General features: G+C 64.6%; 23 protein-coding genes and 1 pseudogene. All 24 read right to left on the bottom strand.

All coding sequences use genetic code 11. The features are described from left to right. The gene (gene gspE, locus P8R42_11320; protein MDG2305221.1) at positions 1-1,707 is read right to left on the bottom strand and encodes a type II secretion system ATPase GspE; all 1,707 of its coding nucleotides are present in this window, start codon (positions 1,705-1,707) and stop codon (positions 1-3) included. A gap of 95 nt (positions 1,708-1,802) precedes the next feature. After that, positions 1,803-2,780, bottom strand: coding sequence for a GDP-mannose 4,6-dehydratase (locus tag P8R42_11315; GenBank protein MDG2305220.1), 978 nt, complete (start codon positions 2,778-2,780; stop codon positions 1,803-1,805). Positions 2,781-2,793: 13 nt separating this feature from the next. Beyond that, positions 2,794-3,765 carry a GDP-mannose 4,6-dehydratase gene (gene gmd, locus P8R42_11310; GenBank protein ID MDG2305219.1) on the bottom strand — a complete coding sequence of 324 codons (972 nt, stop codon included), beginning with the start codon at positions 3,763-3,765 and terminating at the stop codon, positions 2,794-2,796. A gap of 19 nt (positions 3,766-3,784) precedes the next feature. Beyond that, a complete protein-coding gene (locus tag P8R42_11305) occupies positions 3,785-4,195 on the bottom strand; it encodes a cupin domain-containing protein (GenBank protein ID MDG2305218.1) in 411 nt (136 codons plus the stop codon). After that, complete coding sequence (locus P8R42_11300; protein MDG2305217.1) at positions 4,192-5,130, bottom strand: glycosyltransferase family 2 protein; 939 nt, start codon at positions 5,128-5,130, stop codon at positions 4,192-4,194. Before P8R42_11300 ends, P8R42_11305 begins: the two co-directional genes overlap by 4 nt. Further along, entirely contained in the window at positions 5,127-7,553 is a 2,427-nt protein-coding gene (gene lptD / locus P8R42_11295) for an LPS assembly protein LptD (GenBank protein ID MDG2305216.1), read from the bottom strand. Before lptD ends, P8R42_11300 begins: the two co-directional genes overlap by 4 nt. Beyond that, entirely contained in the window at positions 7,550-8,815 is a 1,266-nt protein-coding gene (locus P8R42_11290; protein MDG2305215.1) for a bifunctional folylpolyglutamate synthase/dihydrofolate synthase, read from the bottom strand. Before P8R42_11290 ends, lptD begins: the two co-directional genes overlap by 4 nt. After that, a complete protein-coding gene (gene trpA, locus P8R42_11285; protein ID MDG2305214.1) occupies positions 8,812-9,630 on the bottom strand; it encodes a tryptophan synthase subunit alpha in 819 nt (272 codons plus the stop codon). Before trpA ends, P8R42_11290 begins: the two co-directional genes overlap by 4 nt. After that, positions 9,627-10,835 carry a tryptophan synthase subunit beta gene (gene trpB, locus P8R42_11280; GenBank protein MDG2305213.1) on the bottom strand — a complete coding sequence of 403 codons (1,209 nt, stop codon included), beginning with the start codon at positions 10,833-10,835 and terminating at the stop codon, positions 9,627-9,629. Before trpB ends, trpA begins: the two co-directional genes overlap by 4 nt. Further along, a complete protein-coding gene (locus P8R42_11275) occupies positions 10,819-11,433 on the bottom strand; it encodes a phosphoribosylanthranilate isomerase (protein ID MDG2305212.1) in 615 nt (204 codons plus the stop codon). Before P8R42_11275 ends, trpB begins: the two co-directional genes overlap by 17 nt. After that, positions 11,430-12,239, bottom strand: coding sequence for an indole-3-glycerol phosphate synthase TrpC (gene trpC / locus P8R42_11270; protein MDG2305211.1), 810 nt, complete (start codon positions 12,237-12,239; stop codon positions 11,430-11,432). The genes P8R42_11275 and trpC overlap by 4 nt, the downstream gene beginning before the upstream one ends. Positions 12,240-12,241: 2 nt before the next feature. Next, positions 12,242-13,291 (bottom strand): anthranilate phosphoribosyltransferase, encoded by a 1,050-nt coding sequence (trpD, locus tag P8R42_11265; GenBank protein MDG2305210.1) that lies wholly within the window; start codon positions 13,289-13,291, stop codon positions 12,242-12,244. Further along, positions 13,288-13,878, bottom strand: coding sequence for an aminodeoxychorismate/anthranilate synthase component II (locus P8R42_11260; GenBank protein MDG2305209.1), 591 nt, complete (start codon positions 13,876-13,878; stop codon positions 13,288-13,290). The genes trpD and P8R42_11260 overlap by 4 nt, the downstream gene beginning before the upstream one ends. After that, the gene (trpE, locus tag P8R42_11255) at positions 13,875-15,383 is read right to left on the bottom strand and encodes an anthranilate synthase component I (GenBank protein ID MDG2305208.1); all 1,509 of its coding nucleotides are present in this window, start codon (positions 15,381-15,383) and stop codon (positions 13,875-13,877) included. The genes P8R42_11260 and trpE overlap by 4 nt, the downstream gene beginning before the upstream one ends. Positions 15,384-15,386: 3 nt before the next feature. Beyond that, the gene (locus P8R42_11250) at positions 15,387-16,094 is read right to left on the bottom strand and encodes an SPOR domain-containing protein (GenBank protein ID MDG2305207.1); all 708 of its coding nucleotides are present in this window, start codon (positions 16,092-16,094) and stop codon (positions 15,387-15,389) included. Positions 16,095-16,097: 3 nt separating this feature from the next. Continuing rightward, positions 16,098-17,756 (bottom strand): arginine--tRNA ligase, encoded by a 1,659-nt coding sequence (argS, locus tag P8R42_11245; protein MDG2305206.1) that lies wholly within the window; start codon positions 17,754-17,756, stop codon positions 16,098-16,100. Positions 17,757-17,843: 87 nt separating this feature from the next. Then, entirely contained in the window at positions 17,844-18,278 is a 435-nt protein-coding gene (rplQ, locus tag P8R42_11240) for a 50S ribosomal protein L17 (GenBank protein ID MDG2305205.1), read from the bottom strand. Positions 18,279-18,328: 50 nt separating this feature from the next. Continuing rightward, a complete protein-coding gene (locus tag P8R42_11235) occupies positions 18,329-19,363 on the bottom strand; it encodes a DNA-directed RNA polymerase subunit alpha (protein MDG2305204.1) in 1,035 nt (344 codons plus the stop codon). Between the two features lie 43 nt (positions 19,364-19,406). Beyond that, on the bottom strand, positions 19,407-20,033 hold the full coding sequence (rpsD, locus tag P8R42_11230; protein ID MDG2305203.1) for a 30S ribosomal protein S4: 627 nt from the start codon (positions 20,031-20,033) through the stop codon (positions 19,407-19,409). Position 20,034: 1 nt separating this feature from the next. Next, positions 20,035-20,406 (bottom strand): annotated as a pseudogene (rpsK, locus tag P8R42_11225) (30S ribosomal protein S11). 174 nt (positions 20,407-20,580) lie between these two features. Continuing rightward, positions 20,581-20,958, bottom strand: a complete 378-nt coding sequence (rpsM, locus tag P8R42_11220; GenBank protein ID MDG2305202.1) for a 30S ribosomal protein S13 — start codon at positions 20,956-20,958, stop codon at positions 20,581-20,583. A 20-nt stretch (positions 20,959-20,978) separates the two neighbouring features. Beyond that, positions 20,979-21,092, bottom strand: a complete 114-nt coding sequence (gene rpmJ / locus P8R42_11215; protein MDG2305201.1) for a 50S ribosomal protein L36 — start codon at positions 21,090-21,092, stop codon at positions 20,979-20,981. A gap of 21 nt (positions 21,093-21,113) precedes the next feature. Continuing rightward, positions 21,114-21,875, bottom strand: a complete 762-nt coding sequence (map, locus tag P8R42_11210; GenBank protein MDG2305200.1) for a type I methionyl aminopeptidase — start codon at positions 21,873-21,875, stop codon at positions 21,114-21,116. Further along, complete coding sequence (locus P8R42_11205) at positions 21,872-22,531, bottom strand: adenylate kinase (GenBank protein ID MDG2305199.1); 660 nt, start codon at positions 22,529-22,531, stop codon at positions 21,872-21,874. Before P8R42_11205 ends, map begins: the two co-directional genes overlap by 4 nt. Positions 22,532-22,536: the final 5 nt, after the last annotated feature.

Genomic DNA, 22,536 nt, shown 5'->3' with positions numbered 1-22,536 from the left:
TCAGTCGCGCGTGACCCGGATGATCTCGGAGACGGTCGTCGTTCCCTCCGAGACCTTCAGCCAGCCATCGTCTCGCAGAATGCGCATGCCGCTTTCGATCGCCTGCTCGCGCACGGCATCGGCGGAGGCGCGCTTCAAGATCAGGTTCCGGACGGGGTCGTCGACCAGAAGCAACTCGTAGATGCCACTTCGGCCGCGGAAGCCCGTGCTGCTGCAGCTCTCGCAGCCGTCGCCCTGGTACTGCTTCCCCGTGGCAATCGCATCGGGGACAGTCCCGGAGCCCGCAAGGGCCCGACCGACCGTCGGCGCAGCGACGATCCCTTGGACCTCGCGCCGACATTCGGGGCAGATGTTGCGAACGAGGCGCTGAGCGAGCACACCGAGGAGTGACGATGCGAGAAGGTAGTCCTCGACGCCCATCTCGAGCAGGCGCGCGATCGCACCGGCGGCGTCATTCGTATGCAGGGTCGAGAAAACGAGGTGGCCCGTGAGTGCCGCCTGGACCGCGATTTCGGCAGTCTCGGCGTCGCGAATCTCACCGATCATGATGACGTCGGGATCCTGACGGACGATCGAGCGCAGGCCGTTCGCGAAGGTGAGCCCGATCTGCGGCTTCACGTGGATCTGATTGACGCCATCGAGCTGGTATTCGACCGGATCCTCGATCGTCACGATCTTCTTGTCCGGCGAGTTCACCTGGTTGAGGGAACCATAGAGCGTGGTCGTCTTACCGCTGCCGGTCGGCCCGGTGACGAGAACCAAGCCGTACGGCTTGACGATCAGGTCTTCCCACTCCTTGCGGGTGTCGGGCGGGAAGCCGAGCTTCTGTAGATCGAGCACGATCGAGCCGCGGTCGAGAATACGAAGCACGACGCTCTCGCCGTACAACGTCGGCAACGTGGAAACGCGAAGGTCGATCTCCTTGCCCATCATGCGGAGCTTGATGCGACCATCCTGCGGCAGGCGTCGCTCCGCAATGTTGAGCTTCGCCATGATCTTGATGCGCGAGACGATGGCCGCTTGAAGGCGACGCTGCGGCGCATCCACATCTTGTAGAACGCCGTCGATGCGGTACCGGACCTTCAGCTCGTTCTCGAACGGCTCGATGTGAATGTCCGACGCGCGCGACTCGACGGCGCGGTTGATCAGAACGTTCACGAAGCGGATGACCGGCGCCTCACTCGCAAGGTCGCGGAGGTGGTCGACGTCTTCTTCGTCTTCGGAGAGGAACTCGACCAGGCCATCACCGTCTTCGGCGTTCTCGCCCGCGCCGTGGTCGCCGTAGCAGACCTCGAGGGCCTCGGTGACGTCCTTCTCTTTGGCGAGGAGCGCGTTCACTATGCAGCCGGTCACCACGGACAACCCGTGCAAGGCATCGCGGTCGCCGGGGTCCGCCATCGCGACGGTGAGCGTGCCATCGGCCATCGCGACCGGGAGGATCTTGGCGTGACGCAGGAACTTCACGTTAAGGCCGGGCACCTCGATCGCATCGTTCGGCAGGTCCTTGCGCGCGACGAGAGGGACGCCGAGATGCTCGCTGTAGACCGGGAGGAGGTCGTCTTCGGAGACGAAACCAAGGTCGAGGAGGAGCCGTTCAATCCGCTCACCCCGCTCCGCCTGGAGGCGGCGAACCTTCCTCAGGTCTTCGGGGCTGACGCGCCCGCGCTCGACCAGGATCTCTTCGAGCGACTTCAGTTGCGGTTCCACCAGCGACAGACCCCTCTTCTAAGTAGCACGGAGGCGCAGATGCCGCCATTTCTCGGCACTTCTTGCCCCGAGGACGAGCCCCCCCTCCTCGCGGATCAGACGCCCGGACGGGAGGAAGATTCAGCCATCGATGCCGCGAGAAGATCCTTGAGGGTCTTGGACCAAGGCACTTCCGGCTGCCAACCCAGCTCGGATCGGGCCTTTTCGGCACTCCCCCAGTGGGCGTTCACCTCAGCGGCTCGCTTGCGGTGGTCGGCCGTCCGGATCTCGGGGTCCACGCCCGCAAGACCGCAGAGGTCACTCAATATCTCGCCGATTCCGATCGCCCGGCCCTGGCACAAGTTGTACGCCTCACCAGCTCGCCCCTTCTCCAGGGCGGCCGCATAACCCCGCACGATGTCGCGAACATCGGTGAAATCCCGCCTCGGCGCGAGATTCCCGACTTCCATGACCGGATCCTTCCTACCTTGTGCGATCGCCGCGATCTGCGAGGCGAAATCGGGGCAGACGAAGTCCGGCTTCTGGCCGGGCCCGGTGTGATTGAAGGGCCGAACCCGGACGACGTTTGCCCCCTTGGAGAGCGCGAATGCCCGACCGGCCAGATCCGCAGCAGCCTTGCTCGCGGCGTACAGCGAATTCGGGCGTAACGGGGTCTCCTCGGTCACCGGAAGCTGATCCGCCTCAACGGCTCCGTACACCTCACTCGACGTCACGAGCAGAACGCGAATCCCGGGATCGAGACGCACGACCTCCTCCATCACGTTGACCGCACCGACCGCGTGGACGCGATAGGCCGCCGCAGGGTCCAGGAAGGAAACCGGCGCAAAGGCGAGCCCCGCCAGCATCGCGACGGCATCGGGACGGCTCTGCTGGAGCGCCGTCGACACGGATGCGGCGTCGGTGATGTCGCAGGACAGCATCGGAAACCCGTTGCCCCCTGCCTCGACGACCTTCGAGAATCTGCCATCGGGGCGGGCCCGGGCCGCGCCCCAGACCTCGTCGCCACCACGTACCAGCTCTTTGGCTAGGTAACCGCCGGCGAACCCGGTGACGCCGAGGATCAGAACACGCATGAGCTGAAAGAACCTAGAGCTTTGCCGAGAGCGCCGCCATGTCGGAGTCGACCATCATCTCGACGAGCTGATGGAAAGAGCACTCGGGCTCCCAGCCCAACTCCGTACGGGCGCGTGTCGAATCTCCGAGGAGCGTCTCAACCTCGGCAGGACGGTAGAACGCGGGGTCCTGCTTCACGAATTCCTTCCAATTGAGACCGACGTGGGCGAACGCAACGTCGACCAACTCTTCGACCGTGTGCTGCTCACCCGTGGCGATGACGTAGTCATCGGGGGCGTCCTGTTGGAGCATCAGCCACATGGCCTTCACGTAGTCGCCCGCAAACCCCCAGTCTCGGCGAGCGTCCAGATTGCCCAACTTCAGTTCCGACGCGAGTCCGAGCTTCACCCGCGCAACGCCGTCGGTCACCTTGCGAGTGACGAACTCGAGGCCGCGCCGGGGCGACTCGTGATTGAACAGGATCCCGGAGCACGCGAACAAGTCGTAGCTCTCGCGATAGTTGACCGTGATGTAGTGGCCGTACACCTTGGCCACACCGTAGGGGCTCCTGGGATGGAATGGCGTCGACTCCTTCTGGGGAACCTCGCGCACCTTCCCGAACATCTCGCTGGACGATGCCTGGTAGAACTTGATCTTCGGATTGGCGAGGCGGATCGCCTCGAGGATCCGGGTGACGCCTACCGCGTCGAACTCCGTCGTGAGAACGGGCTGCGACCACGACGTCGGCACGAACGACATCGCAGCGAGGTTGTACACTTCGTCCGGCTCGACCCGCTTCAGGGCGTCGAGCAGCGAGTACTGATCGAGGAGGTCGGCCTGCTCGAGCTGGATGCGATCGCGGATGTGCTCGATGCGCGAGAAGTTCTCGGTACTCGACCGCCGAACCGTACCCGCGACCTTGTACCCCTTCTCCAGAAGGAACTCGGCCAGATAGGAGCCATCCTGCCCGGTAATCCCGGTGATCAGCGCAACGCGCTCGGCCATGATCGCTCCTCCTTCTTCTTCAGGTCCCCGCCCGACCGTATCGGTCGTCCAAGCGGACGACGTCTTCAAGTTCCGGCGTGGAAACCTCGAGCACGTCGCAGTCGGAAGCTCCGATCATGCGGTGCCTGAGGTGCGGCGTGATGTGGAACGTGTCCCCCGGTTCGAGGATCACTTCCTTCAGGGGAGAATCGTCGAGTGGGCCGTACTCGAAGCGAAGCTTCCCGGACAAGATATAAATCGTCTCGTCCTTTTGCTCGTGGTACTGCAGGGAGAGCGCCTGCCCTTCCTTCACGTGCAGGATTTTTCCCACGTAGCGATCGGTTTCTGCCCAGATCAACTCGTGGCCCCAGGGTTTCGGCACCTGGCGTGACATCAGTCTTCCATTGGTACGTTGCCGCAGGAGTTCAGGCAAGGTCTCCTGAGAACTCATGTCGCTTCATACGAGGATGCCTCCTTCGGACTCGGCTGGACACCCTCGGCAAAGGCTCGCGCCCAGACCACCGCGACGGCGAAATACGCCGGCCACGCAAGCAGCAGGAACAGGAACTGGGAAGGTGCGTAGCGAGCGCACCACCACAGGGCGCGGGCCGTTCGGCCAAACGGCAGCGCCGCAGCCAGCCACGGCCGCTCGACGACCCACTGACCGGGCAGCCCGCCTCGAAGACGGGCCCGCCCCGAGGCGAACCCGAGCAGACGTGCGTAGCGCAGCAGAGCCACCCATCCCGCCGGCGTCCGGTGGCGGATACGCATCCGCGGATCGAAGATCATCGTCTCGCCGGCCTGCCAGAGCGTCCAGTTCAGGAGCCAATCCTCGGACGCCCGCGCATCCGGGAATCCGCCGTAGCGCTCAAAGACCGCGCGATCGAAGGCCACGCAGGCGGATGGGATCTGCCACGTCGCGCGTTCAGGCACTCCGGGGAGGGATTCCTTGAACTCGAGAAGATGGCGGATCCGCGCCGACGCGGCCACGTGCTCCGGTAGGAAGATCGCCGAGCCGACGGCGGCCGCCCCCGCGTCCAGCGCCACGACGGCGCGCGCCAGTAAGTCGGGAAACGCCACACAATCGGCATCGAGAAACAGCAGCCTCGAAGCTCGGGCGCTGTCGACGCCGAGATTACGCGCCGTCCCGGGATGCGTCTGCGTCTCGCGGCGGATCACGCGCAGATCGAGACGCCCCCCTACCTCTCGCGTAAACGGGCGGGCGATCCGCTCGGTCGCATCGTCTGGAGAGCTGTCCACGACCACCACTTCAAAGGGCGGCGGCTCCCACTGTACGCACAGCGACGCGAGGCAGTCTCCAATCGTCCCCGCGGCGCGATAGGCCGGGATCACGACCGAGAGCACCGGTGCCGTCGCATCGCTCAATAGCTGGCTCCGAAGTCCGGGCCTTCCGAGGTCGGAGTCGGGAACGCGTTGTTGAACTCGGCGAACGGCGACTGCCCGAACGTCCCGAGGCCGATGAGTGAGAACCGGAACCGGAACTCGATCTCATCGGGGTTCGCACGGTCGACGAGCGCCGCGTCGAGCACCCAACAGTCACACCCGGAGATGATTCGAAACCCTGCCCAGTTCTCGAGGAACTGGCCCGAATCTCCATCGAAGCGACCGAGATACGAGACGGCGAGGTGATTGGTGAGTCGCAGCGTCGTGGCGAAGTTGAGGTTCTCGACCGCGCCGTTCGTGTTGAACTGATAGAAAACCGACGCGGAGTTCACCGGCCGGAGCTGCGGCTGGAAGAGATCCCCTTCACCCTCGATCGGTCGGGGATCGAAGATGTTCGCTCCGACGTTCGCGAACACGAACTTGTTGTCGAGAACGGAGTACACCGCCTGGCTCGTTATGCCGCCCCAGCCGACCGGCGTGATCCGCCCGAACAAATCGACGCCCGAGAAGTTCGACCGAACCCTGGGATCGTCGACCGACACTGTCGTGGAGTTAGAGATCGCGTAGCTCTGCTGAACTGAGATTCGGCCGAGTTCCCGGACCTGCCCCGCGCGACCACCCGCGAGCATCTGCGGCATCACTTGGGCGTACGGATCATCTCCTATCAGCGATTCGGCGTACGGGATCGCGCCCTCCTCCTCGGGAGGAGCGAACTCCTGCTTCATGCCACCGAACTTGCCGACGAAGCGACTCAGGAATCCGTACGTGATGAGGTTTCGCGCGTTGATGCGGTCGACGAAGTCGTAGACCGGCAGATCTTCCTGATTCGTGAACGGGACGTAGAGGTAGCTGACGTACGGCTCGATCGTGTGCTTCAGCTTCCGCATCTTGCTGTCTTCGAAACTGAAGACGCGCGACACCTCAGACCGGAAGTTCACCTGCGCCCGAAGGGTCTCCCGATGTTGGAACCGCTCGACTTCTCGTGTCCGGAGCGTCCCGTCCTCTTGCTCGAAGCCGACGGGGAGCTTGTTGTTCACGAGGTAATAGAGCGTCTCTCGCAACTGCAGACGGGCGGACCCGAACCCGTACTGCCCAAGGCGGTACGGCACACTCACCTCGGGCGCGATGTCGAGGCGGGGCCCGGACGAAAGGGGCGCCCGGTAGTAGTAGATGCCCTGAGTGTTCAACCGCCCGGTCACGAGCTGGAAGAATCGCTCACGCAGACGCAACGTGAGGTTAGGCACCGGCTGCGGCTGTCGGCTCTGTTTGGTGCGCAGAGCCTGGAACCATTTCGCGTCTGCCTTGAACTCACCCCACGGCCCCACCTTCACCAGGCCGACGTCCGATGTCGTGTAGCGGATCGTGGTGAGGAAGAGATTCGTCGCGGGGATGTACGACAACGTGTTCATGTCCCGCAGGAACAAGTTGTCGCTCACGTAGAAGGGCCGCGCGTAGATCCGACTGCCGAGGGGCCCGCTCTGCTGATGATGGCCGATGATGCTCCAGCGGTTCTTCGGAATGGACGGGTCCTGAATGTCGTCGATGTCGACGGCGTCCCGCTCCTCCTGCTCCGGATTGAATTCACTGAAGTAGGTCGCGCTGAGGAAGCCACCCGCGGTCGGCGACATGACGTAACGGTAGTCAGCCAGGAGACCGATTCGCGCCTTGGTCTCGACGTCGAGCGAAATCGTCGCGTCACTGCTCTTGTCGATCGCCCAATAGAAGGGCTGCACGTACTGGAAGCCGCGGCTGCTGGAAATCCCGAAGCGCGGGAAGAGGAAGCCGCTCTGCCGCTCGCGGCGCACCGGAAACAACCCGTACGGAAGGTAAAGGATCGGGATGTCCTTCACCTTGAACGTGCCACCGCGAACCTCGCCCCAACCGCCGAGGCCGAGCTCGAGCTGATCGCCCTCGATGCTCCAGTCCGGCGCGCCTTCGTCGCACAAACAGGTCGTGAGCTCGCCGTTCCAGATGCGGTAGCTCTGTCCCAGACCCTTCTCGAGCCGCTCGCCGGACATCAGGAAGCGCGACCGGCGGAGATGAACTTCGCCGTTCACGAGATAACCGGTCTCGTCGTCGAGCTCGACCCAAGCGCGCTCTGCCCGAACGCGCGCCTCGGGGTCCTCGAGAAGCACGTCGCCGACCGCCTCGGCCTCGCCCGTCGCGCGACGAACCGAAATGCGGTCTGCGGCGAGCACGCTCCAGCCGCTGCTGATGACGACATCACCTTCCGCCCGGAGCTGAGAACCGTCCTGGTCGTACGTGATGCTGTCGGCGTCGATCGTAACTTCCTCGGACCCGAGCCCACGACCCATCTGAACCGTGGGCTGCGCTGTCGCTGCGCGAACCAGAGCCGACAGAACCAGGAGGGCGCAGAGCAGTCGCGCTGTGTGACGAACGATCACGCGCGCGCCTCCGTCACGATCGGATCGTATACGCTCCTGCGTCCGGACTTCACGAGAAGTCCGGCATAAACTTCCCCGACCAGAAAGAGTGATCCCGTCGCCACGATCGGCACCGTGGCATCTTCTCGGGCGAAACGCTCGATCGCCACACTGGGCGCCGAATCGACGCGGGTCGGGTGATGTGGTGCGAAGGCGGCTGCGAGGTGCTCGGGCGGGACTCCCCGCGGCTGTTGCACGGGCACCACCGCGACTTCCCGCACGTGCGGCCGGAGCATCTCTGCCAGCTCCTTCCACGGCTTGTCGGCAAGAGCGCCGAACACGAGACGGGCCTCTCCGCCCGCCAAACGAGGCAATTCGGCACAGAGCGAGCGCATGCTCTCAGCGTTGTGCGCGCCGTCGAGAATCAAGCGTGGATCACCCGGCAGCACCTCGAGCCGGCCAGGCCACCGAACGTCCCGGAACCCGCGGCACCGGTCGTCGGAGCCAACCGCCAGGTCCGGATGCGCCGCCTGCAGCAGATCGAGAAGGGCGAGCGCCACCGCGCCGTCGTCCCGGAGGCGCCGTCCTTCGATCCCGACCGGCGGCACGGCATCGACGTACGTCGACGCGCAGACGAGTTCGACGCCAACCTCTGCGGCGCGCGCGGCAAGAGCCTCGGCCGCCTCCTCAGGCAGGCCCGCACCAAGCACGGTCGGCCGGCCCGGGCGCATCACGCCCGCCTTCTCCAGTGCAATCTGTCCGAGGGTGCTGCCGAGGTAGTTCTGGTGATCCAACCCGATGCTCGTAATGGCGGAACCGACCGGCTCCACGACGTTGGTCGCGTCGAGGCGCCCACCGAGCCCGACCTCCAGCACGGCGACGTCGACGGCCGCCTCGGCGAACGTCAGAAAGGCAAGAAGGGTCGCCATCTCAAAGAACGTCAGCCCCGTGGTCTCGGGCGAAGCGCACGCGCGGATCTTCGCAACGCCGAGCACGACGGCGTCCTCATCGATTTCAGTGTGGCCCACCCGGATCCGCTCGGTAAAGCGGACCAGATGCGGTGAGGTGTACACACCCACGCGGTGCCCAGCTGCCACCAGAGCACTATGGACCAAGGCAGCGGTCGTCCCCTTCCCGTTCGTTCCTGCGATCAACAGCGACGGGAATGCGCTCTGCGGACGACCCAACGCATCAAGCGCTGCGCGCACGCGTTCGAGCTTCAGATCCCAACCACGAGACGCCTCGAGGCCATAGAGATACTCGATGGTCTCGGAGTACGTCACCGGGCTCGGCGTGTCGCCTGTTTCATCTCACGCGTGAGGGCACCCACCTTTTCGACCGCCTCGGCCGTGTTGGCCGCTCCCTCTACCAAGCGCGTGAGCTCGGTCCCGACGACGACGGCGTCGGCAATCGCGGCAACGTCGCGCGCCTGCTCCGGCTTCGTGATGCCGAATCCGACGCCGACCGGCAGCTTCGCCTGACCGCGGATCTCTCCGACCAGCCCGGCGATCGCCTCGGTGTTAGCGGCTTTGACGCCGGTGACCCCTGCGACCGAAACGAAGTATACGAAGCCCGCTGCCCCACGAAGGACGCGCTGGATCCGCGCCGGGGTGCTCGTCGGCGCAAGCAGGAAGATCATGTCGACGCTCTGCTCGCGCAAGGGAAGCCTCAGCACATCCGCTTCGTCGGGAGGCATGTCCACGCAGAGGAGACCGTCCACCCCCGCGGTCGCGGCCGCCTTCGCGAGTTGCTGCGGCCCAAAGGACAGGAAGGGGTTCGCGTACCCGAACAAGACGATCGGAACGTCTGAGCGCCGGCGGAATCGAACGACGAGGTCGAGAATGCCGGGCAGGGTCGTACCGGCGGCCAAGGCGCGTTCCGCCGCTCGCTGGAGCGCCGGACCGTCCGCCATCGGATCCGAGAAGGGCACGCCGAGCTCGATCACATCGGCGCCCGACTCGACGACCGCATCGAGGAGCCGATCCGTGGTGTCGAGGCCCCCGTCGCCAGCCATGAGGAACGGAATGAAGGCCGCTTCGTCGCGCTTCTTCAGTTTCTGGAAGGTCGCGGCGAGCCGTCGGTTCGTACGAGTACTCACGAGGCCGGCTCCGAGATCTTCTCACCACGCAAGTCCGAGATAGTCCCCATGTCCTTGTCACCACGGCCGGAGAGACTCACGACGATCGTCTTGTCGCGTCCCAGAGTCGGCGCCAGGCGAATCGTGTGGGCCAGCGCATGTGCGGTCTCCAGGGCAGCAATGATGCCCTCGGTCCGCGCGACCTTCTCCAGAGCGTCGAGCGCTTCATCGTCGGTTGCCGTAACGTACGTCGCGAGACCGTGCTCACGAAGGTAGGAGTGCTCGGGCCCGACGCCGGGGTAATCGAGCCCCGCCGAGACCGAGTGGGCTTCCTGCACCTGGCCGAGCTCATCCTGCAAGAGGTAGGACCGCGCGCCGTGCAAGACGCCGGGCTTCCCTGCGGTGAGTGTCGCCGCGTGCCGGCCGGAGTCGACTCCGAGGCCCGCCGCTTCCACGCCGATGGCGCGAACGCCGGTGTCGGCGAGGAACGGGTAGAACAGACCGATCGCGTTCGATCCGCCGCCGACACAGGCGATCAGAACGTCCGGCAGCCGTTCCGTCTTGGCGAGGATCTGCTTGCGTGCCTCCTGGCCGATGACGCTCTGCAATTCACGAACGAGCATCGGGTACGGGTGCGGCCCCGCGGCCGAACCGATCATGTAATACGTATCCTCGACGTTGGTGATCCAATCGCGAAGCGCCTCGTTCATCGCATCCTTGAGCGTGCGACTCCCGCTGGTCACCTCACGCACCGACGCACCCAGCAGTTTCATACGGAACACGTTCAGCGACTGCCGTTTCACGTCTTCGACTCCCATGAAGACTTCGCATGGGAGGCCGAAGTACGCCGCTGCGGTAGCCGCCGCGACCCCGTGCTGCCCCGCACCGGTCTCGGCTATGATCCGGGTCTTGCCCATCCGCCTCGCAATCAACACCTGGCCGATGGTGTTGTTGATCTTGTGCGCGCCGGTGTGACAGAGATCTTCGCGCTTCAGATAGATCTGCGCGCCACCGAGCTCGTCGGAGAGACGCTTGGCGTGCGTGAGCGGCGTCGGGCGCCCAACGTACTCCGTAAGAAGCTCACGTAGCTCCTTCTTGAACTCCGGGTCTCGTCGGATCTTGGCGTAGGACTCTTCGAGCTCGAGCAGGGCGGGCATCAGGGTCTCGCTGACCCAACGCCCTCCGAACTCCCCGAAGTGTCCTCCCCGATCAGGCAGCTTTGGCATTGTGAATCAGCTCCCGCATTTTCGTGATGTCCTTGATTCCAGGCGACGACTCGACGCCGCTCGCTGCATCGACGGCGAACGGCCGTAGCGCCCGGATCGCTCCGGCTACATTGGTCGGCTCGAGGCCTCCCGCGACGAACAATCGCTCTGCCGGCAGGCCCTCCCCCCAGCTCCAGTCGAAGGTTTCGCCCGAGCCACCGTAACCACCACCCGCCGGCCCTTCGCAGAGAAGGAAATCGGTGGCCGGTGTCTCGAGAACTCGATCGACATCGGTCGGACCGCGCAGCCAAACGGTGCGGATGACCGGGCACGGCCAGTTCTCCGCCATCTCGGGCGGCTCGTCACCGTGCAACTGAATCGCCGTCAACCCGACCGCGACGCGCAACTCTTCGATCTCGTCCCGAGAGGCGTTCACGAACACCCCAACACGCCAGACCGGATCGGGTATCGCGCGCGCGACTTCCACCGCTGCACTTCGCTCCAGGTATCTCTTGCTCTTCTCGTAGAAGTTCAGCCCGACCATGTCGGCGCCAAGCGAGACCGCTGCCTCGGCATCTGCGGGTCGCGTGACGCCGCAGATCTTCACGCGCACGCTCACGTGGTCGCACCGCGAAGCATCTCGCCCAAGGCGGCGCCTGGGTCTTCCGCGGTCATGAACGCCTCACCGACGAGGAATGCCTGGACACCCGAGCCCTGGAGTCGCGCGAGGTCGGCTCCGTCGCGGATGCCGCTCTCCGCCACCAGTAACCGGCCCGCGGGGACGCGGTCTACGAGCCGCTCGGTCGTAGCAAGATCGGTCTCAAAGGTACGCAGATCGCGGTTGTTCACGCCCAGAACGGCGGCGTCACAGCGCAACGCCCCTTCGAGTTCCTGCTCGTCGTGCACCTCGACCAGGACATCAAGCCCCAACTCGCGGCCGGCGGTGTAGAGCGCAAGAAGCACGTCGGGGGGTAGGATCGCTGCGATGAGAAGCACCGCGTCCGCACCCGCCGCACGCGCTTCGTGAAGCTGGTAGGGGTCGATCGTGAAGTCCTTGCGCAAAACCGGGATCTCCACGGCCTCGCGGACCGCGCGCAGATCATCCAGCGTGCCGCCGAAGAACTCTTCGTTCGTCAGGACCGAGATCGCTGCCGCACCTGCGGCCACGTAGGCCCGGGCAATCGGGGCCGGATCATACGGATCCCGCAACACGCCCTTGGACGGGGAGCGCCGCTTGCACTCGGAGATGACCGCGGGACGCTTGGCCGCGAGGGCCTTCGCGAACCCCCGGCGCTCGGTCGAGTAGCCCGGCGCCGCCTGCAACTCCGCCACCGGGACCCGAACACGAGCGTCCGCCAAACGTCTCCGCTCGTGCGCGGCGATCTTGGCGAGAATATCGGGCGCGTCTGGACGACGGTCGGCCATGGTCAATCCGTAGCATTCCCCGAGCCACCCTGCGGTGCGCTCGTGAACGCGACCAGCCGTCGCAACAGATCTCGCGCCGCACCGGACTCCACCGCCTCTCGCGCGATCCGGGTGCCCTCGGCAAAGGTCGGAGCGCGGCCCTCGACGTAGAGGGTGAGGCCGGCGTTCGCAAGAACGATGTCGGCCCGCGGCCCCGCCTGACCGTCGAGAATCTCTCGCAACACGCGGACGGAATCGTCGAGAGTGTCGACGCGAGCGGCTCCGCGCGGCGCCGCGTCGAGCCCAAAGGCCTCGGCGTCGATAACGAACTCGGCAACCGCACCGTCTCGCACTTCGATGACATCGACGGGCGCCTCGAGGGACACCTCATCCAGGCCGTCGCGACCGTGAATCACCAGCGCGTGGTCACAACCCAGTTCGGCCAGAGCACCTGCGATCAGGCGGAGAGCCTCCGGCGCCGCGACGCCGATCACCTGGCGACGTACCCCCGCCGGATTCGTGAGCGGCCCAAGGAGATTGAAGATCGTGCGAATGCCCAATTCGGAGCGCACGGGCGCGACGTAGCGCATCGCCGGATGGAGGCGCCGCGCGAATAGGAACGCCATCCCAACTTCGTCGAGACAGCGACCCATCACGTCCGCCGATACTTCGATGTTCACACCCAACGCCTCGAGCGCGTCGGCCCCACCGAACTTTCCCGAGGCCGCTCGGTTCCCGTGCTTGGCCATCGCCGCCCCGGCTCCCGCGCAGACGAGCGCCGCACCCGTCGAGATGCTGAACGTGCTGCCGCCGTCGCCCCCGGTGCCGCAATTGTCGACCAGAGGGGAACGACCCGTGGACACCGCGTCCGCGTGAGCGCGCATCGTCCGGGCGGCACCGACCACCTGTCCGACGGTCACTCCTCGGGCACCCATCGCGCCGAGGAACGCTCCGACCAGCGCGGGCGAGGCCGCGCCTCGCATGATCACGTCCACGGCCGCTGCGGTCGCGTCGGCATCGACCTCTTCATGGTCGACGAGATGCGCCAACGCCGTCCGGAGCGCGTCGCTCACGTGCTCGCTCCCGGCACCCGGTCCAGAAAATTCTGGAGCAGTGCCTTTCCCTCGAGCGTCAGGATCGATTCGGGATGAAATTGCACCCCCTCGAGCGGCCACTCGCGGTGCCGGATACCCATGATTTCTTCGTCGCCCTCGCCCTCGGTCCAAGCCGTGACCTCGAGCTCCTCGGGCAACGTCTCACGATCGATGACCAGCGAGTGGTACCGCGTCGCCTCAAAGGGTGCGGACAAACCCTGAAACACGCCGACTCCCTCGTGGTGAATGTTCGAGACCTTGCCGTGCATGATGCGCGACGCCCGGATGATGTCGCCGCCCAGAGCCGCTCCAATCGACTGGTGCCCCAGACAAACCCCGAGCATGGGAATCCGCGGAGCGAACTCCTTCACCACCGACACAGACACGCCCGCCTTCGCCGGCGTGCACGGCCCCGGGGAGAGCACGATCCCCGCCGGCACCTTCTTGTCGATCTCTTCGAGGGTGATCGCGTCATTGCGATGGACCTCGACCTCTGCACCCAGCTCCCGCAGATACTGAACGAGGTTGTAGGTGAACGAGTCGTAGTTATCGATCATGAGGATCATTCGCTCGACTCCTCGTCCTCGAACTCGGCAAACTTCTCGGCCATCGCCGCTGCCGTGAGAACCGCCTGCGCCTTCCGCTCGCACTCCTCGTGCTCGCTTTGGGGATCGGAGTCGGCAACGATTCCTGCTCCCGCCTGGACGTGGACTTTCCCATCCTTCATCAAGGCCGTCCGGATCGTGATCGCCATGTCCATCGAGCCGGAGAACCCGAAGTAGCCGATCGCGCCGCCGTAGATTCCACGTCGACATGGCTCGAACTCGTCGATGATCTCCATCGCCCGGACCTTCGGCGCGCCCGAGAGCGTGCCGGCCGGGAAGGCAGCCCGAAATGCGTCGAACGCATCGAAGCCGGCGGCGACGCGACCCTCGACATTCGAAACGATGTGCATCACGTGCGAGTAGCGCTCGATCACGAAACTCTCGGTCACCTTCACGGTACCCGGCAACGCCACGCGCCCGACGTCGTTTCGACCGAGGTCGAGCAACATGACGTGCTCGGCACGCTCCTTCGGATCAGCGAGCAGCGACTCTGCGAGTCGATCGTCCTCCTCGGGCGAGGCCGCGCGAGGCCGCGTACCGGCGATGGGCCGAACCATCATCCGGTCGTCCTCGAGTCGCACCAGAACCTCGGGAGACGCGCTCACGATGGCCGTGTCACCGAGCTCGAGGTGCGTCAGATAGGGCGACGGATTGATGGCTCGCAAACAACGGTAGACGTCGAACGGTGTCGCGGTCGTCTCATGCGAGAACCGCTGGGAGAGCACCACCTGAATGATGTCACCCGCTCGGATGTACTCCTTCGCGTCCTCGACGAGCTTCTTGTAGCCCTCCGGCGTGAGCGTCGATTCCGACTTACGGGGTTCCGCGAGCTGGAAGCGAGCCGGGAGATCCGGCGTCGTCGCATCCAGCCGCGTCGCCAACTCCTCGACGCGCGCGACCGCCGCCCGATATCCCGCATCGCGCCGCTTCGGGTCGCTCACCTCCGCATGCGAAACCAGGAGAACCTTCTGCTCGCGATTGTCGAACACCACGACCGTGTCGACCAGCAGGAACACCATATCCGGCAGACCGAGGTCATCCGGCGGCGGGTTCGGCAGACGCTCGATCCAACGAACGGCGTCGTAGGACAGATAACCGACCAGTCCCCCGGTCAGCCTAGGCAGCCCCGGCACCGTGGCGACACGATACTGCCCCAGCAAGTCTCGCAGGAAGGACAGCGGATCGACGTCCTCGTGATCCACCACACGACCATCGCGCCATTCAATATGGACGTGGCGTCCGCGCGCCTCGATCACCGCCGCCGGATCGGTGGCGATGTAGCTGAAGCGGCCCCACCGCTCGCCCCCTTCGGCGCTCTCGAGGAGGCAGCCGTGGGTGCCCCGGTGCACCTTCCGAAAGGCGGTGACCGGCGTGTCGCGATCCGCGAGGAGCTCACCCCAAACGGGAACATGCGTGGCGTCTTCGGCCAGCCGACCGAATTGCGCCGTCGTCGGAAGAATGTGCACGGATCACTCTTCGACCAGGAACGCGCGGGTATAACGCTCCGTGTTCTTCAGACGCACGACCATGGAGGTCGCGTCCTGCATGGTCGGGAACCTACCGACCCGCACCCGGTACCAAAGCTCTCCGCGCAGTTGTACCTCGACGGCGTAGGCATTGTAGCCGCGCCGCCTCAGATCCTGGACGATCTTCCGAGCCGTGTACGCGTCCTTCGTCGCGTTCACCTGAACGCTCCATTTCCCGCGCGAACTCCCCATCAAGGCCGGGCGTGCCTTCGCGCGCGGACTCGCCGTCGGAATGACCGCGACCTGCACCGGCGCCGGCGAAGGGGTCGGCCGAACGACGACCGGAGGCTCCGTCGGCCTCGGCGCGGCCGTGGGAACAACCGGAGAGGGACGGAATGCAATCACCGTCGGCGACGGAGCCGGGCGCACCGCCAACTGAAACACGGACGTCGGCACCGGCTTCGGCCGGGGAACAGCCTCGCCTCGCCGCGGCGGCGGGACGGCGCGACGAGAAGCGGTCGGCGCGCTTGCGGCGACCGGATCGATCGGGAGTCGCACCACACGCTCCTCACGCGCGAGGCGGCTTTCCTGCAGCCCCTTCCCGACGAACACGCCGAGGAAGAAGACGACGACGGAGCCGCCCGCAAAAACGAGGATCAGCCCGAAGACTTCCAACCATCCGAATTCGAAACGACGCGAGCCCCCGGCCATGATCTACATCCGCTCCGGCGCGCTCACGCCCAATAGGGACAGCCCCGCCGCGAGCACCTTCTGGACGACACCCAACAGCGCCAAGCGTGCGCGAACGCGATCCGGGGCCTCGTCGCCCAGGATGCGGTGTCGGTTGTAATAACGGTGCAATGTCGCTGCGAGGTCCTGCAGGTAGAAAACGACGCGATGGGGCTCGAGCTCGCGCGCCGCCTGACCGACGACCTCAGCGTACGCAGCCGCCTGCCCGATCAGTTCGAAGTCATCCGGATCCGTCAGGGCCGCGAGGTCGCCTGTGGCCGGAGTCCCCGAGGGCGCGTCGACCCCCTCCTCCTTCGCTTTGGCAAAGAGGTTCGCGACGCGCGCGTGCGCGTACTGGACGTAATAGACCGGATTGTCGGTCGAGCGCTTCTGCGCCAGTTCGAGATCGAACTCGAGGTGACTGTCCGATTTCCGCGACAGGAAGAAGAAGCGAACGGCGTCAATCCCCACCTCGTCGAGAAGGTCGTCGAGGGTGACGAACTCGGCCCGGCGAGTCGACATCTTCACCTGCTCCCCATCGCGGGTGAGCGTGACGAACTGGTAAATCACCGGGCGGACGCGCGCGGCATCGTACCCCAGAGCTGCCAGAGCGGACGTGACCTCGCGGCTCTCCTCGATGTGGTCGGCACCCAGCACCACCACGACTTGATCGAAGCCGCGCTCGAGCTTGTTCTGGTGATACGCGATATCCGGGAGACGATATGCCGGCTCGCCGCTGCTCTTTACGAGAACGCGGTCTTTCTCGAGACCAACCTTCTCGCCGCGCAACCAAACCGCGCCCTCGCGACGATCGACCAGGCCCTTTGCCTCGAGCGCCTCGAGTACCTTCTCGATGGACTTCGACGAGTAGAGCGTGTCCTCGTTGAAGTAGTTGTCGAAGACCACACCGAGGCGGTCCTGCGTCCGGCGGATCTCCTTGAAGATGGCCTGCTCCGCCGCGTCGCGGAACGCTGTTCCTTCGTGGTCCGCCAGGCCTTCGCCTTGTTCCTCCACCAGGCCGTGCGCGATCTCGCGAATGTAGTCGCCCTGGTAGCCATCGTCGGGGAACTCTGCGGGGCGTCCGATCTCTTCCAGGTAGCGGGCCTCAACCGAGGTACCGAGCACCTTCATCTGCCGACCCGCGTTGTTGAAGTAGTACTCGCGCTCGACGTCGTGCCCGGTTCCCGAGAGAAGCCGGGCGACCGTGTCTCCTAGAACGGCGTTGCGTCCGTGCCCCACGGTGAGTGGGCCGGTCGGGTTCGCGGAAACGAACTCCACCTGTACCCGCTTGCCGGCGCCGAAGGTCGCTACGCCCAGATCCGCCTTTTCGGCAAGTCCGGCGAGTTCGCTTTGCCAGAAGCGGGGGCTCAGCCGAAAGTTCAAGAAGCCCGGCCCGGCGATCTCGGTCGATTCGACTAAGCCATCGGGGTCGTCCAGATGCGCGATGAGCGCCTCCGCAATCGCACGCGGCGCCTTGCGCTCCGCCTTCGCCATGGTGAGGGCGACGTTGGTCGCCAGATCTCCATGGGAGCGATCCTTCGGAACCTCCAGCGTCCCCGCAGCGGCGCTATCCGAGGACAGCACCCCGGCGTCACGCGCCGCAGCCAGACTCCGCTCGAGAACTTCCTCGATGCGATCCTTCATCGCTGCGCCACCGCCACGCCCTGTCGCTACCCGGTTCCCGACGGAGTTTCAATTCCGCCGTTACCACGGGTGTGTAGCAAGGGGACCCTATTCGGCTTCGGCTTCGGCGGGCGCCTTCTTCGTACGGCGGCTGCGCTTGCGCTTCTTGTCGGATTCGACGGTCTCAGAGGTGCCCGTGAGCTCGATCATCGACAGCTTCGCCGCATCACCAACCCGGGTGCCGAGCTTCACCACGCGCGTGTAACCGCCCGGACGGTCCGCGAATCGCGGGGCGACTTCCGAGAAGAGGCGCCCAACGACCTTGGGATCGCGCAGGAAGGCAATGGCTCGCCGACGGGCCGCAAGGGTCCCCGACTTGCCCAGCGTGACCATCCGATCCGCGTAACGACGGATCTCTTTGGCCTTCTCATCGGTCGTTTCGATCCGATCGCGAGCCAACAGCTCACGAACGAGGTTCCGGTACAGCGCCAAACGATGGGACGCTGACCGACCGAGTTTTCTTCCTGCCTTCTGGTGTCGCATGTCTTAGGACCGTCTCCGCAGCCGATTTCGCTGCAGACCTCTCCCGCCGATCAGGCGGTTTGCTTCTCTCGAAGGAGCCGACGCCGCTCGAGCTCTTCGCGCGGGGGGAAGTTCTCCAGCCGCATCCCGAGGGAAAGACCCATCTCGGCAAGAAGCTCCTTGATCTCGTTCAGGGATTTGCGTCCGAAGTTCTTCGTCTTGAGCATCTCGGCTTCGGTCTTCTGGACCAGCTCACCGATGTAACGAAGGTCAGCGTTCTGGAGGCAGTTGGCTGAGCGAACCGAGAGCTCGAGCTCGTCGACACTGCGGAACAGGTTCTCGTTGAGCTCGACGGCCTGCTGATCCTCGACCGCCGGCTTCGCTTCGGCCGGCTCTTCGAAGTTGATGAACACGCTGACCTGGTCCTGAATAATGCGGGCCGCGTAAGCGAGCGCATCTTCCGGACGAATGCTGCCGTCGGTCCAGATCTCCATCACGAGACGATCGAAGTCGGTGCGCTGACCGACACGGGCGTTGGTGACGTTGAAGTTCACCTTGCGGATCGGCGAGAAGATCGAGTCCACCGCAACCGTACCGACGGGCGCCGTCTCGTCCTTGTTCCGATCAGCCGACACGTACCCGCGACCCATCCGGACCGTGAGTTCGAGGCGGAAATCGGCGTCCTTGCCAACCGTCGCAATGTGATGCTCCGGGTTGAGGACCTCGAGCTCCGGACCGCCCTGAATGTCGGCAGCCGTGATCGCCTTTTCACCCTTCACTTCGATGGTGGCGCGGCCTTCTTCCGACCCCTCATGGAGACGGAGGCGAACCTCCTTCAAGTTCAGGACGATGTCTGTGACATCTTCGGTGACGCCGCTGATGGTCGAGAACTCATGGAGAGTGTTCTCGAAACGCACCGCCGTGATCGCCGCACCTCGCAATGAGGAGAGGAGGATCCGCCGGAGCGAGTTGCCGATGGTCGTGCCGAAACCGCGCTCAAGCGGCTCGCACTCCAACTTCGCATAGGTGGGCGTAAGGGACTTCTCTTCGATCTCAAGCCGCTGCGGCTTGGTGAGATCTCGCCAATTCAATTGAAAACCGTTCACGCTCAACTCCCCCCGATCAATCGGTCCGTAACGCTCGTCGCCACTACTTCGAGTACAACTCGACGATCAGCGTTTCGTTGATCGGCATGGTCAGGTCGGCCCGCTCCGGGAACGCCTTCACTTTGCCGGCGAACGCCTCACGGTCCATTTCTAACCAATCCGGAACTCCCCGACGCTGCGACAGCTCCAGGGACTCCACGATTCGCACGACCTTGCGGCTCTTCTCGCGCACTTCGACCTTGTCTCCCTGCTTCACGAGAAACGAGGGAATCGTCACCTTGCGTCCGTTCACGGAGAAGTGTCCGTGACGAACCAGCTGACGTGCTTCCGAACGCGAGTTCGAAAAGCCCATGCGGTATACGGCGTTGTCGAGACGCCGCTCGAGCAGGACCAGCAAGGACTCGCCGGTCACACCGCGACCACGTTCGGCCATCTCGAAGTAACGACGGAACTGTCGCTCGAGCACACCGTAGATGCGCTTGACCTTCTGCTTTTCACGCAGCTGGATACTATATTCGGAAAACTTGTGACGCCCCTGGCCGTGCTGGCCCGGGGGGTAATTTCGACGCTCAATGGCGCACTTGTCGGTGAAGCAGCGCTCCCCTTTCAGGAAGAGCTTCATCCCCTCGCGCCGGCACATCCGGCAGACCGATGCGGTGTTTCTGGCCACCTCAAACTCTCCTTCGCTTCGGAGGACGACACCCGTTGTGCGGGATCGGCGTCACGTCGCGGATCATCGAGACGGCGAAACCCGCCTGCTGCAAGGAACGAAGGGCGGGCTCACGACCACCGCCAGGTCCCTTCACCAAAACCTGAACACTGCGCATGCCGTGATCGGCGGCCTTCTTGGCGGCGGTCTCGGCTGCGAGTTGAGCGGCGAAGGGCGTGCCCTTTCGCGAGCCCTTGAAACCAACCGACCCGGCGCTCGCCCAGGAAACCACACCGCCGGTCGTATCGGTGATGCTAATGATCGTGTTGTTGAAGGTCGAGTGGATGTGGACCACCCCCTCGGCAACGAGGCGCTTGCCCTTCTTGACGCGTTTCGGTGCCGCCGAGGCCGGAGCCTCGGTGGACGCATCGGCGGCCTCGGCCGCAGGCGGCGTATCGGCCGCAGCCGGAGCGGCGGGGGTCTCGGGGGCCTTCTCGGAGCCCTCTTCTGGGGCTGCCGCGGTCGGCTCTGTATCTTCCGGATTGGACATGAAGGTCTACTCCCTCGCTTACTTCGGTGCCTGCTTCTTGCCGGCGATGGCGCGCCGCGGGCCCTTGCGGGTACGCGCGTTCGTGTGGGTACGCTGCCCGCGGGCAGGCAGGTTCCGGCGATGCCGGAGCCCCCGATAACAACCGAGATCGACGTAGCGCTTGATGTTCAAAGTGATCTCGCGCCGCAGGTCGCCTTCGACCTTGTAGTCTTGGTCGATCACGCGACGGATCCGCTGGATCTCGTCGTCGCTGAGCGTATCGGTCTTGGTTCCCCGATCCACCTCAGCCTCGGTGCAAATCTTGGTCGCGAGAGTGCGCCCAATACCGAAGATGTACGTGAGACCGATCTCGATGCGTTTGTTTCTCGGAAGGTCGACGCCTGAAATACGTGCCATGGATCCCTCTTAAGTCCTGCTCAGCCTTGCCGCTGCTTGTGGCGCGGATTGTCACAGATCACGCGCACAACACCATTGCGGCGAATGACTTTGCACTTGGTACACATTCTCTTCACGGACGGCCGAACTTTCACTTTCGAACTCCCTCAGTGGCCCTAGACCCGGGTCAGAACTTCCGGTCCGTTGGATGTCACTGCGACCGAATGCTCAAAATGGGCGGAGAGCCGACCATCCCGGGTAACGGCTGTCCAGCCATCGTCCAGAACGTCGACTTCGTACGTGCCCTCGCAAACCATTGGTTCGATCGCGAGGACCATTCCTTCTTTCAGACGCGGGTTCTGCCCACGCCCGACGTAGTTGGGAACCTGCGGCTCCTCGTGGAGACGCTGGCCGATACCGTGCCCTACGAAGTCACGAACGACGCCGTAACCATGTGCCTCGGCGTGTGTCTGGATCGCCTCGGATACGTCGCGGATGCGATTTCCGACGTGCAGCCGCTCGATGCCCTTGTCGAGGGACTCGCGCGTGATGCGGATCAGATCGTCCGCCTGCTCACTCGTGTTCCCGACGCCCATCGTGACGGCGCTGTCGCCGTAGTAGCCTTCGCGAACGACTCCGAAGTCGAGGCCGATGATGTCGCCCCCTGCAAGAATCCGCTTGGACGACGGCATACCGTGCACGACTTCTTCGTTGATCGAGACGCACAGAGTCGCTGGGTAAACGTTCCCGCCGACGGCGTAACCCTTGAATGCCGGGACCGCTCCACTATCGCGGGTCCATTCCTCGGCGAACCGATCGAGATCGGCAGTCGAAATGCCGGGCCGGACCTTCTCCGACAGACGAACCAGGATCTCACCCACCGTGCGGCAAGCCGCGCGGATCAGGTCGAGTTCCTTTGCACTTCGCCGCTGGATCACGAGTGCGCTCCGAGGCCTGAGAGAAGCATCTTGAAGACGTCCGGCGCAGAACCGGTTCCGTCGACCTCCACGAGAGCGCCGCGACTGCGGTAGAACTCGAGCAGCGGCTCGGTCTCGCGCTGATACACACGCAGGCGGGCCTGGATGACGTCCTTCTGGTCGTCCTCACGCTGGTAGAGCTCGCCGCCACACTTGTCGCAGATGCCCTCCGCCCTGGGCGGGTTGAGCGTCCTGTGGAACATCGCCTTGCACTTCCGACAGGTGCGTCGCTGCCCAAGGCGTCGGACGACTTCACCCAGGGGGACGTCGAGACTCACGGCCAGCAGAGCCGGCAGGTCGCCGTCGAAGTTCTCGAGGCCGCTGGCCTGGGGAAGTGAACGAGGGAATCCATCGAGGATGAACCCGGAGGTACAATCCGAGCCCCCGATTCGGTCCCGCACGATGCCTACCATGACATCGTCGGGCACAAGATTTCCCTTATCCATCAATTCCTTAGCCTTGATCCCGAGCTCCGAACCGCGCTGAACCTCATCCCGAAGGATGTCTCCTGTGGAGATATGCGGAATGCTGAGCTCCGTGCTCAGCAGCCCTGCCTGAGTGCCTTTGCCAGCCCCAGGCGGTCCCAACAGGACAAGGTGCGATCGGTTCGATCCCATTCCGT

The organism is Candidatus Binatia bacterium (assembly GCA_029243485.1).
GTDB lineage: Bacteria > Desulfobacterota > Binatia > UBA12015 > UBA12015 > VGTG01.
This window is presented reverse-complemented; position numbering and strand designations above follow the sequence as displayed.

Bases quoted from the DNA above. Each gene is read 5' to 3' on its own strand.
- P8R42_11260 (MDG2305209.1), bottom strand. From the start codon at position 13,878: ATGATCCTCATGATCGATAACTACGACTCGTTCACCTACAACCTCGTT.
- gmd (MDG2305219.1), bottom strand. From the start codon at position 3,765: ATGGCCGAGCGCGTTGCGCTGATCACCGGGATTACCGGGCAGGATGGC.
- trpB (MDG2305213.1), bottom strand. From the start codon at position 10,835: ATGCCAAAGCTGCCTGATCGGGGAGGACACTTCGGGGAGTTCGGAGGG.
- P8R42_11315 (MDG2305220.1), bottom strand. From the start codon at position 2,780: ATGCGTGTTCTGATCCTCGGCGTCACCGGGTTCGCCGGCGGTTACCTA.
- P8R42_11250 (MDG2305207.1), bottom strand. From the start codon at position 16,094: ATGGCCGGGGGCTCGCGTCGTTTCGAATTCGGATGGTTGGAAGTCTTC.
- P8R42_11205 (MDG2305199.1), bottom strand. From the start codon at position 22,531: ATGGGATCGAACCGATCGCACCTTGTCCTGTTGGGACCGCCTGGGGCT.
- argS (MDG2305206.1), bottom strand. From the start codon at position 17,756: ATGAAGGATCGCATCGAGGAAGTTCTCGAGCGGAGTCTGGCTGCGGCG.
- P8R42_11305 (MDG2305218.1), bottom strand. From the start codon at position 4,195: ATGAGTTCTCAGGAGACCTTGCCTGAACTCCTGCGGCAACGTACCAAT.
- trpC (MDG2305211.1), bottom strand. From the start codon at position 12,239: ATGGCCGACCGTCGTCCAGACGCGCCCGATATTCTCGCCAAGATCGCC.
- rpsM (MDG2305202.1), bottom strand. From the start codon at position 20,958: ATGGCACGTATTTCAGGCGTCGACCTTCCGAGAAACAAACGCATCGAG.
- rplQ (MDG2305205.1), bottom strand. From the start codon at position 18,278: ATGCGACACCAGAAGGCAGGAAGAAAACTCGGTCGGTCAGCGTCCCAT.